Here is a 13,069-nt window from a genome sequence, read left to right as displayed (position 1 = left end):
GTCACTCCTTCTCGCGCAGCAGCCGGAACTGGGCGGCGGTCACCAGGCCGATGACCAGCACCAGGACGATCGACAGCGCCGAGGCCGCGCCGAGCTGGAGCTGGACGAAACCGCGCTGGTACACGTACATGACGACGGTCTGGGTGTCGGTGCCGGGACCGCCGCGGGTGAGGACGTAGAACTGGGTGAAGGCCAGCAGCGAGCCGATGACCGAGATCACCAGGCTCATGGCGATGGTCCGGCGGAGCATGGGGATCGTGATGCTGCGCTCGCGCTGCCACCAGCTCGCCCCGTCCATCTCGGCGGACTCGTAGACGTCGCGCGGGATGCCCTGCATGCCGCCCATGAGCAGCACCATGGTCAGGCCGGAGACCGCCCACACGATCATCACGCAGATGAGGGCCGTGGCCAGCGTCCCGTCGGCCAGCCAGGCGGTCGTGCCGTCGGTGACGCCGAGGGCCTCCAGCACGATGTTCACCGCCCCCGAGCCCGGCTGGGCCTCCAGCACCACGAGGAAGCTCAGCGTCGTCAGGCCGATGACGTACGGCAGGAAGAAGATCGTCCGGAACGCCGTGGAGAACCGCCGGTTGCTGCGGACGACGACGGCCAGCACGTACCCGAGCGCGAGGATCGGCAGCGTCACGATCGCGGTGTAGAGCACCGTGTAGCCGACGGACTTCCAGAACACCGGGTCGCTCGCGACGGCGGCGTAGTTGCCGAACCCGATGAACTCGTAGGACCCGATGAGCGGCCAGTTCGTCAGGGACATGTAGACCGCGAAGACCAGCGGCACCAGGACGAACACCACGACGAACGCCAGCGCGGGCAGGGTCAGCAGGAACCCCGTGCGGGCCGGGTGGGTGAGGGACTTCGGACGGTGGTCCAGTGCGGGTGAGGAGCCCGTTCTCGTCAGTGTCGTCACAGCTGCGCCTGTTCCAGGATGCGGTCGAAGTCCTTCTGGCCCTGCTCCAGCGCCCCGTCGAGGTCGCCGTCGAAGACGGCGCGGCGGAACGCGGCGATCCAGGGCGAGTCCTGCTGGTTGAACAGCAGGTTGTAGGCCAGCGTCACCGGCGCGTAGGCCCCGTCGATGCCGTCGAGGGGGGCCACCGCGAGCGGGAACTCCTCGCGGTACTCGGGGGTGGCGGCGTCGGAGCGGACGGGGATGTACCCGCCGGCGGGCAGGTTCGTCTGCTGCGGCAGGTCGAGGGCGAACTTCACGAACTTCCAGGCGGCCGAGGCGTTGGCGGCGCCGCGCGGGATGCAGAGGTTGTCCCCGCCGGCGAAGGTGGCCCGGCCGCCGTCGGGGCCGGGCAGCAGCACGACCCCCGTCTTGGCCCGCATCTCCTCGGAGGCGTTCAGGACGGCGAGGGAGAAGTTCGCCGGGAACATCCCCACGGTGCCGTCGCGGAAGTCCGCCCCCCAGCGGGCCCCGTCGCCGGAGAAGTTGGCCTGCGGCAAGAGCTCCTCGTCCCACATCGTCCGGTAGAAGCCGAAGGTGCGCCGGACGGCGTCGTTGTCGGCCATCGACCCGCGCTGCTCGCCCACCTCCCCGACGATGTTCGGGGCGTCGGCGGCCCACACGTGGGGCTGGACGACGAACCCGAGGATGCCGGCGGCGTTCCCCTCGATGGTCCAGCCGTGCACGTCGTCGCCGAGGCCGCTGATGGCGCGGGCCGCCTCGAGCAGCCCGTCGAGGTCCTGCGTGTGCTCGACGGGGTCCAGCCCGGCCCGCTCGAACAGCTCGGTGTTGTAGAACAGCGCCGAGTTGTCCGCGATGTAGGGGACGCCGTAGGTCCGCCCGTCGCGGGTCGCCAGCCCCAGCTGGCCGGGGTTGAGCCGGTCGGCGAAGCCGAGCTGCTCGACCAGCGGGGTGAGGTCGGTGAAGGAGTCGCGGTAGATGAACAGCATCGAGTTGATGTCGTCGATGTCCACCACGTCCGGGACGTTCCCGCCGCGGATGGCCGTGGCGAGCTTGGTGACGTACTGCCCGTCCAGGACGGGGGTGACCTCGACGGTCACCTCGTCCTGGGAGGCGTTGAAGGCGTCCACGACCTGCCGGACGGCGACGACGGTCGCCGCCCGGCACCACAACCGGACGGTCCCGGTCGCGTCCTGCCCGAAACCGGCCGCCGTGACGTCCGGTTCGGGCAGCTGGGACGCGCAGCCGGCCAGCGCCGGGGTCAGCGCGGCGCCGAGGGCCGCGAGCCCGCCCAGGCCCAGCACTCTCCTGCGGTGGAGCTCCATCGCCACTCCTCCAGGGTCGTCGGTCGGTTCCGTCAGGCCCGCGGCAACCAGACGCGCATGGCGCCCAGGTCGCGGTTCGCCCACGCGTAGTACGGGATCGCCGGCACGTGCCGGGTCTCCTCCGCGGCCTGCGGCGCGGGCTCGTCCCCGGCCGGGCGGTACAGCGGGCCGGTGGCGGCGGCGAGCGCCGCGTGCACGGGCAGCTGGAGCACGGTGACCCCTTCGAGGAGGTCGGGGCGGTGCTCGGCGGTCGCGCCGCGCAGCTCGGCGACGCGGACCCGCACGTCGTCGGCGGGCAGGTCGGCGGGCAGGTCGGCCTGCTCGACGGCGTAGACCAGCGGGCCGCGCTCGACGACGACGCAGCCGCGGGCGGCGTCGACGCGCGGGTCGGCCTCGACGACGCGGACGGTCATGGGCAGGACGAGCTCCACGACGTCGCCGACGGCGAAGGCGCGCCGGACCCGCAGGTACTCCCCCGCGGTCACCTCGACGGCCTCGCCGCCGACGGTGGCGGTGGCGCCCTGCGCCCAGCCGGGGACGCGCAGCGCGAGCTCGAACTCCCCGGGGGTGGCGGTGACCTCGACGCGGACGGTCCCGTCCCACGGGTAGTCGGTGGTCACCGACAGCGCGGCCCCGGCGGCCTCGATCGTGCCGGTGGTGAACTGGTGGACCTGCACCCCCGCGACCCCGTCCCGCTCGGAGCTGGTCGCGACGAGGGCGTCGAGGCTGGACAGGGTCCGCATGATGTTCGGCGGGCAGCAGGCGCAGTCGAACCAGGGGCGGCGGCCGTGGGCGACGCTGCGCTCCTCCTCGGGGTGCGCGCCGTGGCGCAGCTGGAGGGCGTTGACGTAGAAGTACTCCGTCCCGGCCAGTGACACCCCGGGCAGGAAGGCGTTGTAGAGGGTGCGCTCGACGAGGTCGGCGTAGCGGGCCTCGCCGGTGGCCAGCAGCATCCGCCACGTCCACTGCACGCTGCCGATGGCGGCGCAGGTCTCGGCGTAGGCGCGGTCGGGCCCGAGCTCGTAGTGGTCGCCGAACTGCTCGAAGTCCCAGCGCGAGCCGATGCCGCCGGTGACGTAGGTCTTGGAGGCGAGCATGCCCTCCCACTGGCGGGCCAGGGCGTCGAGCAGGCCGGTGTCGCCGGTCTCGGCGGCGACGTCGGCGGCCCCGGCGGTGAGGTAGACGGCGCGGACGGCGTGCCCCTCGGGCGAGGTCTGCTCGCGCACGGGGACGCGGTCGGAGAAGTAGGTGGGTTCCTTGCCGTGCAGGCGCTCGATGATGCCGGTGCCGCGGGCGTCGACGAACCAGCGGGCCAGGTCGAGGTAGGCCCGGGTGCCGGTCTCGCGGTACAGCTCCACCAGGCCCATCTCGACGACGGGGTGCCCGTCGACCTCCTCGACCTTGCCGGGGCCGAAGGTGGCGACGAGGTGGTCGGCGAGCTTGACGGCGACGTCGAGCAGGCCGGTCTCGCCGGTGCCGCGGTGGACGGCGACGGCGGCCTGGAACAGGTGCCCGGCGCAGTAGTGCTCGTGGCTCCAGGGCAGGTCGACGTAGCGGGCGCCCCGCCCCCGGACCTGCTGCACGGAGTCGAGGTAGCCGTCGGGGGCCTGGGCGGCGGCGACGACGTCGGTGATCTCGCGGATCCAGCCGAGGATCTCCTCGTCGGGTTCGCGGCCGTGCTCCCAGCCGGCGGCCTCCAGCCACTTGTAGACGTCGGAGTCCATGAAGATCGGGCCCTTGGCCTCGCCGTCCTCGACCCCGGCGGCGATCCGCAGGTTGCGCAGGTTCCCGGCGCTCTCCAGCTTCTCGTGGCCGGTGCGGAGGGCCTGGCGCCGGTTGGCCTGCATGCGGTCGAACCAGAACCCCGAGGTGGTGCGCGAGGCCCCCAGCGGGACGGGGCGCAGCGTGACGGCCGCGGTGGGCGTGGGGGCGGCGGGCGCGGTGGGGGTGGCGGGTCCAGCGGTGGTGCTGGTCATGGAGCTCTCCATCGAGTCGTCTGCGGGAAGCCGTGCCCGGAACGGACGGAACACGTTTTCTGCGTCGACCGTAGGAGTCCGCCCCGCCGCCGTCAAGAGCGCGGTACCGTGCTGCGATCCAGGCAGTCAGGAGTTGCAGATGACGGAAAGCCTCGTTCCGGTGCGGATCGTCGACGTCGCCGCGTTGGCCGGCGTGTCGCCCGGCACGGCCTCCAAGGCCCTCAACGGCACCGGCCAGCTGCGCGCCGAGACGCGCGAGCGGGTCCGCCGCGCCGCCGAGCAGCTCGGGTTCACCCCCGACCCCCTCGGGCGCGGCCTGTCCTCCGGGCGCAGCTACACCGTCGGGCTCATCACGACCGACAGCTTCGGCCGGTTCTCCATCCCGGTGATGCTGGGCGCCGAGAACGCCCTCGGCGCCGGGGAGATGAGCGTCCTGCTGTGCGACAGCCGCGACGACCCGCTGCGCGAGCAGCACTACCTGCGGACCCTGCAGGCCCGCCGGGTCGACGCCATCATCGTCACCGGCCGCCGCACCGACCCCCGGCCGCCGCTGGCGGCGAGCGTCCCGGTCGTCTACGCCTTCACCCCCTCCCAGGACCCCCGCGACACCTCCCTGACCGTCGACCAGGCCGGCGGTGCGGCGGCCGCCGCCACGCACCTGCTCGACCTCGGCCGCCGCCGGATCGCGCACGTCACCGGGCCCGAGGACCACCACGCCGCCCAGGTGCGCCGCGCCGCCGTGGAGACCACGACCGGGGACGCGCTCGTGGGCCCGGCGCTGCACGGGGACTGGAGCGAGCGCTGGGGCCGGCTCGCCGCCGACCTGCTGCTGCGCCGCCACCCCGACCTCGACGGCGTCACCTGCGGCAGCGACCAGATCGCCCGCGGCGTCTGCGACGGCCTGCGCGACGCCGGGCGCCGGGTCCCCGAGGACGTGGCCGTCGTCGGCTTCGACGACTGGGACGTCATCGCCCTGGCCTCCCGCCCGCCGCTGACCACGGTCAACCTGGGGCTGGAGGCGCTGGGCCGGCGCGCCGGGGAGCTGCTGCTGCGCGCCGTGGCCGGGTCCCCCTCCCCCGGCACCACGACGATGCCCACCCGCCTCGTCGTCCGGCAGTCCACCGTCCCCGCCTGAGCGCCGCCCGGCCGCTCCCCCCGCGCCCGACCGGGGGGCGCCGGGAATGCGGAGCCCCTAGGTTGTCGCTGCACGGACGGGCGCCCACGGTGGGCGCCCACCCACAGGAGGACACCCCACCCATGCGTCGCAGGACCCTCGGCACCCTCAGCGCCCTCGCCCTCACCGGCCTCCTCGCCGCCTGCGGCGGCGGTGGCGACGACACCACCGGCAGCGGCGACTCCGCCGGGTCCTCGCAGGAGGCGCTGACCTTCGGCACCGAGGGCACCTACGCCCCCTTCAGCTACCACGACGAGAAGACCAACGAGCTCGTCGGCTACGACATCGACGTCGCGAAGGCCGTCGGGGAGCAGCTGGGCCGCGACGTGGAGTTCTCCGAGAACAACTGGGACTCCCTGTTCGCGGGCATGGAGGCCAAGCGCTACGACGGCATCGCCAACCAGGTCTCGATCACCCCCGAGCGCGAGGCCAAGTACGTCTTCTCCAGCCCCTACACCGTCTCCACCGGCGTCGTGGTGACCCGCGCCGACGACACCTCGGTGACCTCGCTGGCCGGCATCGCCGGCAAGACCTCCGCGCAGTCCACGACGAGCAACTGGGCGAAGACCGCCACCGAGGCGGGCGCCAAGGTCGAGGCCGTCGAGGGCCTGACCCAGGCCATGACGCTGCTCAAGCAGGGCCGCGTCGACGTCACGGTCAACGACCAGCTCGCGGTCCTGGACTACCTCAAGACCTCCGGCGACACCGGCGTGAAGATCGCCGCCGAGACCGACGACCGGACCGAGCAGGGCTTCGTGTTCCGCAAGGACGAGGCCGAGACCGCCCAGCAGGTCAGCGACGCCCTCGACGCGCTGCGCGCCGACGGGACGCTGGCGGAGATCTCGCAGAAGTGGTTCGGCCAGGACGTCTCGGGGCCGGCCGCCGGCTGAGGCCGGGCGGGACGAGGAGGGCGGCGCGGTGGACCAGAGCACGTGGGACCTGGTGCGGGACTCCCTGCTGCCGCTGGCGAGCGGCCTGGTCCGGGGGACCATCCCGCTCACGGCGATCAGCTTCGCGGCCGGTCTCGTGCTCGCGCTCCTCGTCGCGCTCATGCGGCTGTCCAGCATCGGCGTCCTGTCGGCGGTCGCCCGGTTCTACGTCTCGGTCATCCGCGGGACGCCGCTGCTGCTGCAGCTGTTCATCATCTACTACGCCCTGCCCGAGTTCGGGGTGGTGATCGACCCCTTCCCCAGCGCGATCGTCGCCCTCAGCCTCAACGTCGGCGGCTACGCCTCGGAGGTCATCCGCGCCGCGATCCTCTCGGTCCCCAAGGGGCAGACCGAGGCCGCGCTGACCATCGGCATGAGCTACCCGACGACCATGCGGCGGATCGTGCTGCCGCAGGCGACCCGGGTCGCGGTGCCGCCGCTGTCGAACACCCTCATCTCCCTGGTCAAGGACACCTCGCTGGTGGCGAACATCCAGGGCGTCGAACTGCTGCGCAAGGCGCAGGAGATCGCCGCCCCCACCTACGAGTTCTTCGCGCTCTACAGCGTCGCCGCGGTCTACTACTGGATCGTCTGCCTCGTGCTGTCCTTCGGCCAGACCCGCGTGGAGACGCGGCTGAACAGGTTCGTGGCGAGGTGAGCGCGGTGGAACCCCTGGTCGAGGTCCGCGGGCTGCACAAGTCCTTCGGCGACCACCACGTCCTGCGCGGTGTCGACGTCCGCGCCGCGGCGGGCTCGGTGACCGTCCTCATCGGCCCCTCGGGGTCGGGCAAGACGACGGTGCTGCGGTCGCTGAACGCCCTGGAGGTCCCCGACGCCGGGTCCGTCCGCATCGGCGACGTGAGCGTCGAGTTCTCCCCCGCGCTGCGCGGCCGGGCGCTGCAGCGCGCGGCGACCCGGCTGCGGGCGCAGAGCGGCATGGTCTTCCAGTCCCACAACCTCTTCCCGCACCTGTCGGTCCTGCAGAACGTGATCGAGGGCCCGGTCGTGGTGCAGGGACGGCCGCGCGAGCAGGCCCGCGCCGAGGGTCTGGCCCTGCTGGAGCGGGTGGGGCTGGCCGAGAAGGCCGACCAGCACCCGCACCAGCTGTCCGGCGGGCAGCAGCAGCGCGTGGGGATCGCCCGGGCGCTGGCCGTCCGGCCGCAGGTCGTCCTGTTCGACGAGCCGACGTCGGCGCTGGACCCCGAGCTGGTCGGGGAGGTCCTGGCCGTCATGAAGGACCTCGCGGCCGAGGGCTGGACGATGGTGGTGGTGACCCACGAGATGCGGTTCGCCTCCCGGGTCGCCGACCAGGTGCTGTTCCTCGACGGCGGCGTCATCGTCGAGCAGGGTCCCCCGGCGGCGGTGCTGGAGGACCCCCGCGAGGAGCGGACCCGCCGGTTCCTGCACCGGCTCGTCGACCCGATCTGAGAGCCGTCGAGGCGGCGTGGTTCAGGCCCGTCCGGCGAGCTGCCCGGCCCGGGTCCGCCGCGCGACGACCCGGTTGAGGCGCTCGGACATGAGCAGGCCCAGGGCGACGAGCGCGGCGAGGAACAGCGGGAGGGTCCACATCCCCGCCCAGGTCGAGACGAGGCCGAAGGTGGGCGGCGCGAGGGTGGAGCCGGTGTAGGCGGCGGCCATCTGGACGCCGATGACGGCGTGGGAGTTGCCGCGGCCGAAGTTGACCGGGGTGGAGTGGATGATCGCCGGGTAGATCGGCGCGCACCCGAGCCCGGCGACGACGAGCCCGGCGAGGACGAGCACGTCGGTCCCCACGGGCAGCACGAGCAGGACGACCCCGAGGGCGACCACCGCGAAACCCCCGCGGATGAGCTGCCGGTCCCCGGCCCGGTCGGCGAGGAAACCGGTCAGGAAGCGGCCGGCGGTGATGCCCAGCAGGAACAGCGAGGCGAACGCGGCCGCCGTGGAGGGGGCGACCCCGCGGTCGACGACCAGGTACGTCGAGGCCCACAGGATCGAGGTGCTCTCCAGCGCGCAGTACGCGGCGAAGGCGACGAGGACCGGGACGACCCCGGGGATGCGCAGCGCGCGGGTGAGCGGGACGTGGGTGGGCGCCCCCGACGGCCCGGCACCGGGTTCCCCGCCGTCGGCGGGCGCGGCCGGCGGGACCGGGTTGACCCTCCCCCACAGCGGCAGGCTGGCGACCAGCACGACGGCGAGCACGGCCTGGGCGAGCCCGATGCTCAGGTAGGCGCTGGGCCAGCCCCGGCCGGAGGTGATCGCGTGGCTCATGATGAACGGGCTGATCGAGGCGCCCAGGCCCCAGAAGCTGTGCAGCCAGTTCATGTGCCGCGCGGCGTAGTGCAGCGCGACGTAGTTGTTCAGGGCCGCGTCGACCGCACCGGCGCCCAGGCCGTAGGGGACGGCCCACAGGCACAGCACCCAGAACGAGCCGGAGGCGGAGAAACCCACGAGGGCGGCCGCGGTCAGTCCGACGCTGACGGCGGTGACGAGCCCGGCGCCGAACCGGCGCGTGAGCCGTTCGGAGGCCAGGCTGGACAGGATGGTGCCGCCGGCGACGATCGTGGTCACGATGCCGGCGAAGGCCACGGGGACGTCGAGGTCCCGGTGCACGACCGGCCAGCCGGCGCCGACGAGGGAGTCCGGCAGCCCGAGGCTGACGAAGGCGACGTACACGATCGCCAGCAGGAGCGAGTACACGGCGAGGGGTCTGCCTCTCACGGGCGCGGGCGGGCGCGGGGATCCACGACCCGGTGGCCCGAGCCTACGCACTCTGTGGACGCTCGTACACACCCGTGGGTAGGGTCGGCCCCCGTGGACGCCGGGGGACGCACGCCGGGCTCGCGGCTCGGCCGCCGCAACGACCCCGACCGGCGCGACCGGATCATCGACGCCTGCCTGGAGGTCGTCTCGCGCGCCGGGGTCGCCGGCACCTCCCACCGCAAGGTCGCCGCCGAGGCCGGCGTCCCCCTCGGGGCGACGACCTACTACTTCGAGGGCATGGACGACCTCCTGGCGGAGGCCTTCACCCGGTTCGCCACGACCGTCAGCGACCGGTTCGAACGCCGCATGGCCGCCGCCGCCGACCCCGACGCCGCCCGGGGGGCGGTCGTCGCGATCGTCCTGGAGGGCGTCCTCGGCGACGACCGGGAACTCGTCCTGTCCCACGAGCTGCACACCCTCGCCGCGCGCGAACCGGCCTACCGCTCGATCACCACCGCGTGGGTGCGGCGCAACCGGGCCGCCCTCGGTCGCCACTTCGACCCCGTCACCGTGCGCGCGCTCGACGCCCTCATCGAGGGCCTGACCACCCGCCGCGCCCTCGACCGCGAGGCCCGCGACCCGGGCGAGGTCGCGCTCGCCGTCGCGCGCATCACCCGCGACGACCGGCCCGGCCCGGCCCCGGCGGGGGCCTGAGCCGCAGCGGGCCGGGCTGCCGCCGGGTCCTCACGCCACGCGGAACACCGGCCACCCGATCTCCGTGCGCCAGGCGGCCGGGTCGGCCGTGTCCCGGGGGCCGACGCGGTAGACCTCCCGCACCGCTCCCGCCACCGACATCGCGTTCTGCACGACCCAGGTGCCGAGCTCGCCGTAGGTCACCTCCACCCCGTCGTGCTCGCCGACGTGGGTGGTCACCGCGAGGTCCGCGGCGGGCAGCGTCACGGCGCGCACCCGCCCGGTGCGGGGCGGGCTGGGGGTCGGCAGGTAGACCAGCACCCGGCCACGGCCCTCCTCGAACAGCGCGTTGTCGTAGGTGCCGCCCGGCGGCCCGCTCGCGCCGTCGCCCACGGCCGCCTCCAGCTCGGCCATCGCGCCGGCGAACCACGCCTCGACCTCGCGCTCACCGATCACCGCCCCCACCGCCGCGACCGTGCGGGCGGGCTCGGCGCGCAGCTCGACCTCGATCGGCGCGGGGTCGGGCCGCAGCAGGCGGCGCAGCGAGGTGACCGCCACCCGGGTGCGGTCCAGCTGCTCCTCCAGGCGCTGGAGGTGCTCGGCGACCAGGGCCGAGCGGGCACCCGGGTCCGGGGTCCGCAGGATCCGCTGCACGTCGCTCAGGGGGACGTCGAGCTCGCGGAGGCGGTGGATGACCTGGGCGGTCGGGATCTGCTCGACGGAGTAGTAGCGGTAGCCGGTCGACCGGTCCACCACGGCCGGCTCGAGCAGGGCACCCTCGTGGTAGCGGCGCAGGGTGCGCACGCTCAGGTGGGTCAGCCGCGAGAACTCCCCGATGGTCAGCACCGGGCCAGTGTGGGGTCTCCCCCCGGGAGAGGGTCCACCGCTTGACCCTCCACCGCCGCGAGGCTCCACGGTGACGGCATGACACGCACCGAACCCCGTTCCGACACCCTCCCGAGCACCGTCCGGGAGTTCCTCGCCGCCAGCACCGTCCACGACGCCGACACGGCCTCGGCGTTCCTCGCGCCGGACCCGGTGGTCGTCGACCAGGACCAGACCTTCCGCGGCCGCGAGCAGGTCCACGCCTTCCTGCACGACGCCGGCTCCGAGTTCGAGTACACGACCGAGCAGGTCGGGGCCCGCCGCGTCGACGACGACCACTGGGTGGTGGTCCTGCGGCTCGAGGGCACCTTCCCCGGCGGCGTCGCCGAGCTCGACTACCGGTTCGCGCTGCGCGGTGGCCTCATCACCGAACTCGTCATCGCCAACCACGACGCCTGAACCAGAACCGGCACCAGGGGAAGAGGGAGAATGTCCAGCAACGAACGTGACCGCCTCGACGGCCGCCGCGCGCTCGTCACGGGTGGCTCCAAGGGGACGGGGAAGGCCGTCGTGGCCCGCCTGCGGGAGATGGGCGCCGACGTGTGGACGACGGCCCGGACGATGCCCGACGGGTACGAGCGCCCCGACCGGTTCATCGCGGCGGACACCGCGACCGTCGAGGGCGCGCAGCTCGTGGCGGACCGCGTCGCCGAGGCCGCCGGGCCGCTCGACGTCCTCGTGCACGTCGTCGGGGGCGCCTCGACGCCCCCGGGCGGGTTCGCGGTCATCACCGAGGAGCAGTGGCTGACCGAGATCGGCCTGAACCTCCTGGGCGCGGTGCGCCTGGACCGGGCGCTGCTGCCGGCGATGGTGGGAGCGGGCTCGGGCGTGGTGCTGCACTTCACCTCGATCCAGCGGGAACTGCCCCTGCACGAAGCGTCCCTGGCGTACGCGGCGGCCAAGGCGGCGCTGCGCACCTACAGCAAGGGCCTCGCCAACGAACTCGCACCGCGCGGGGTGCGGGTCAACGCGATCAGCCCCGGCGGCATCGAGACCGAGGCCTACGAGCGGTTCGTGGACCGGATCGCCGAGGGCAACGGGCTCACCCGTGAGGCCGCGAAGCAGAGCGTCTTCGACTCCCTCGGCGGGGTTCCGCTGGGACGGTTCGCGCGACCGGAGGAGATCGCCGACCTGGTCGGTTTCCTCGTCTCCGACCGCGCCGGCGCGATCGTGGGCGCCGAGTACGTCATCGACGGCGGCACGGTCCCGACCGTCTGACCCGGCGGGGCGGCGGCGAGACCGTCGCCGCCCCGTCCGCACTCCACCCGCAGACCCGCCGCAGACCCGCCGACGACGAGGAGCCCCGTGACCAGGAACGTCACCGACCCGTCCACCGCCCAGCCGGTCGGACCGCCGCCCCCCTTCGACCCCGAGCTCGTCCCCGTCCTGGACGTGCTGACGAGCGCCCGCCCCCCGGACGCGTACCGCCCGGACACCATCGCCGAGATGCGCCGGCCCGTCCCCGGCGTACCGGCCCCGACCGACGACGCGCTGTCGCGCGACGGCGCCTACCGCGTGGAGGAGAGGACCGTGCCCGGCCCGGACGGGGCCCCGGACGTGCCCCTGCTCCTCTGCCTGCCGCGGCGCGCGGGTGCGCCGGTCCCGGCGCTCTACTTCATCCACGGCGGCGGGATGATCGTCGGCGACAACCGGTTCGGCCTGCCCGAGGTGCTGGACCTGGCCGCACCGCTGGGGATGGCGGTGGTCTCGGTCGAGTACCGGCTCGCCCCCGAAACCCCCCACCCCGGTCCCGTCGAGGACAGCTACGCCGGCCTGCGCTGGCTGTCGGAGCACGCCGGTGAACTCGGCGTCGACCCCGGGCGCGTGGTCGTCGCCGGGATGAGCGCCGGTGGCGGACTGGCCGCGGGCGTCGCCCTCCTGGCCCGTGACCGCGGCGGCCCGGCGATCGCGGGACAGATGCTGCTGAGCCCCATGCTCGACGACCGCGGCGACTCGCCCTCGGCGCACCAGATGCGCGGCCTCGGCGTCTGGGACAGCCGCTCCAACCGGACCGGCTGGGACGCGCTGCTCGGCGAGGGCGTGCGCGGCGGGCCGGACGTGCCCGCGTACGCCGCGCCGGCCCGCGCCGCGGACCTGTCCGGGCTGCCGCCCACCTTCGTCGACGTCGGCTCGGCCGAGACGTTCCGGGACGAGGACGTCGCGTTCGCCGGCCGCCTGTGGCAGGCCGGTGGCCGTGGCGAGCTGCACGTCTGGCCCGGCGGTTTCCACGGGTTCGACGTCGTGGCCCCGGCCGCGGCGCTCTCGAAGGACGCGATCGCCGCCCGTGCGGCGTGGTTGCGCCGTCTGCTGGGCGCCACCCTGGCGCTGGGCTCGTCAGTGCTGCCGACCTCCGACCCGTGCCCGGCAGGTGCCGACCCCGCCGCGCTGCCGGACCCCTGCCGCGCCCGGTGAGGTCGAGGCGGCTCACGAGGTGACAGGCCGTGACCGGGTCCCCCAGGATGGGAGCTCGGACGTTGCCGTCACCT

Annotated in this window: 13 protein-coding genes; 8 read left to right on the top strand and 5 right to left on the bottom strand. The window is 74.0% G+C overall.

What is annotated here, in order from left to right:
* Position 1 precedes the first annotated feature (1 nt).
* The 3 genes from ACRYM6_RS13980 to ACRYM6_RS13970 are packed head-to-tail and all read right to left on the bottom strand — an operon-like array spanning position 2 to position 4,220.
* On the bottom strand, positions 2-922 hold the full coding sequence (locus ACRYM6_RS13980; RefSeq protein ID WP_432543492.1) for a carbohydrate ABC transporter permease: 921 nt from the start codon (positions 920-922) through the stop codon (positions 2-4).
* A complete protein-coding gene (locus ACRYM6_RS13975) occupies positions 919-2,244 on the bottom strand; it encodes an ABC transporter substrate-binding protein (protein WP_432543491.1) in 1,326 nt (441 codons plus the stop codon). The genes ACRYM6_RS13980 and ACRYM6_RS13975 overlap by 4 nt, the downstream gene beginning before the upstream one ends.
* 32 nt (positions 2,245-2,276) lie before the next feature.
* Positions 2,277-4,220 carry a glycoside hydrolase family 127 protein gene (locus ACRYM6_RS13970; protein WP_432543490.1) on the bottom strand — a complete coding sequence of 648 codons (1,944 nt, stop codon included), beginning with the start codon at positions 4,218-4,220 and terminating at the stop codon, positions 2,277-2,279.
* Between the two features lie 139 nt (positions 4,221-4,359).
* Between ACRYM6_RS13970 and ACRYM6_RS13965 the strand changes: the two genes are divergently transcribed.
* The 4 genes from ACRYM6_RS13965 (at position 4,360) to ACRYM6_RS13950 (ending at position 7,751) form a co-directional block, all read left to right on the top strand.
* Positions 4,360-5,355 (top strand): LacI family DNA-binding transcriptional regulator, encoded by a 996-nt coding sequence (locus ACRYM6_RS13965; protein ID WP_432543489.1) that lies wholly within the window; start codon positions 4,360-4,362, stop codon positions 5,353-5,355.
* Positions 5,356-5,477: 122 nt separating this feature from the next.
* Entirely contained in the window at positions 5,478-6,284 is an 807-nt protein-coding gene (locus ACRYM6_RS13960; RefSeq protein ID WP_432543488.1) for an amino acid ABC transporter substrate-binding protein, read from the top strand.
* 28 nt (positions 6,285-6,312) lie between these two features.
* On the top strand, positions 6,313-6,981 hold the full coding sequence (locus ACRYM6_RS13955; RefSeq protein ID WP_432543487.1) for an amino acid ABC transporter permease: 669 nt from the start codon (positions 6,313-6,315) through the stop codon (positions 6,979-6,981).
* The gene (locus ACRYM6_RS13950; protein WP_432543486.1) at positions 6,978-7,751 is read left to right on the top strand and encodes an amino acid ABC transporter ATP-binding protein; all 774 of its coding nucleotides are present in this window, start codon (positions 6,978-6,980) and stop codon (positions 7,749-7,751) included. Before ACRYM6_RS13955 ends, ACRYM6_RS13950 begins: the two co-directional genes overlap by 4 nt.
* A 21-nt stretch (positions 7,752-7,772) precedes the next feature.
* Here the strand turns inward: ACRYM6_RS13950 and ACRYM6_RS13945 are convergent, their stop codons facing one another.
* Positions 7,773-9,002, bottom strand: coding sequence for an MFS transporter (locus ACRYM6_RS13945; RefSeq protein ID WP_432543485.1), 1,230 nt, complete (start codon positions 9,000-9,002; stop codon positions 7,773-7,775).
* Between the two features lie 114 nt (positions 9,003-9,116).
* Here ACRYM6_RS13945 and ACRYM6_RS13940 point away from each other — a divergent pair, with 114 nt between their 5' ends.
* The gene (locus ACRYM6_RS13940) at positions 9,117-9,719 is read left to right on the top strand and encodes a TetR/AcrR family transcriptional regulator (protein ID WP_432543484.1); all 603 of its coding nucleotides are present in this window, start codon (positions 9,117-9,119) and stop codon (positions 9,717-9,719) included.
* A gap of 30 nt (positions 9,720-9,749) precedes the next feature.
* Here ACRYM6_RS13940 and ACRYM6_RS13935 read toward each other — a convergent pair whose 3' ends face one another.
* Positions 9,750-10,544, bottom strand: a complete 795-nt coding sequence (locus ACRYM6_RS13935; protein WP_432543483.1) for a MerR family transcriptional regulator — start codon at positions 10,542-10,544, stop codon at positions 9,750-9,752.
* Positions 10,545-10,622: 78 nt separating this feature from the next.
* On the opposite strand from ACRYM6_RS13935, the gene ACRYM6_RS13930 reads away from it, so the two are divergent.
* From ACRYM6_RS13930 to ACRYM6_RS13920, 3 genes are all read left to right on the top strand, one after another.
* A complete protein-coding gene (locus tag ACRYM6_RS13930) occupies positions 10,623-10,982 on the top strand; it encodes a nuclear transport factor 2 family protein (RefSeq protein WP_432543482.1) in 360 nt (119 codons plus the stop codon).
* 30 nt (positions 10,983-11,012) lie between these two features.
* Positions 11,013-11,801 carry an SDR family oxidoreductase gene (locus tag ACRYM6_RS13925; protein WP_432543481.1) on the top strand — a complete coding sequence of 263 codons (789 nt, stop codon included), beginning with the start codon at positions 11,013-11,015 and terminating at the stop codon, positions 11,799-11,801.
* An 87-nt stretch (positions 11,802-11,888) separates the two neighbouring features.
* Positions 11,889-12,995, top strand: a complete 1,107-nt coding sequence (locus ACRYM6_RS13920; protein WP_432543480.1) for an alpha/beta hydrolase — start codon at positions 11,889-11,891, stop codon at positions 12,993-12,995.
* Positions 12,996-13,069 lie beyond the last annotated feature (74 nt).

It is taken from the genome of Kineococcus rugosus (genome assembly GCF_050871975.1).
Lineage (GTDB): Bacteria > Actinomycetota > Actinomycetes > Actinomycetales > Kineococcaceae > Kineococcus.
The sequence above is the reverse complement of the archived record's forward strand: the minus strand, read 5'-3'. Positions and strand labels throughout refer to the sequence as shown.

Coding starts and splice junctions, on each gene's coding strand:
- ACRYM6_RS13930 (WP_432543482.1), top strand. CDS start 10,623: ATGACACGCACCGAACCCCGTTCCGACACCCTCCCGAGCACCGTCCGG.
- ACRYM6_RS13975 (WP_432543491.1), bottom strand. CDS start 2,244: ATGGAGCTCCACCGCAGGAGAGTGCTGGGCCTGGGCGGGCTCGCGGCC.
- ACRYM6_RS13970 (WP_432543490.1), bottom strand. CDS start 4,220: ATGACCAGCACCACCGCTGGACCCGCCACCCCCACCGCGCCCGCCGCC.
- ACRYM6_RS13960 (WP_432543488.1), top strand. CDS start 5,478: ATGCGTCGCAGGACCCTCGGCACCCTCAGCGCCCTCGCCCTCACCGGC.
- ACRYM6_RS13925 (WP_432543481.1), top strand. CDS start 11,013: ATGTCCAGCAACGAACGTGACCGCCTCGACGGCCGCCGCGCGCTCGTC.
- ACRYM6_RS13965 (WP_432543489.1), top strand. CDS start 4,360: ATGACGGAAAGCCTCGTTCCGGTGCGGATCGTCGACGTCGCCGCGTTG.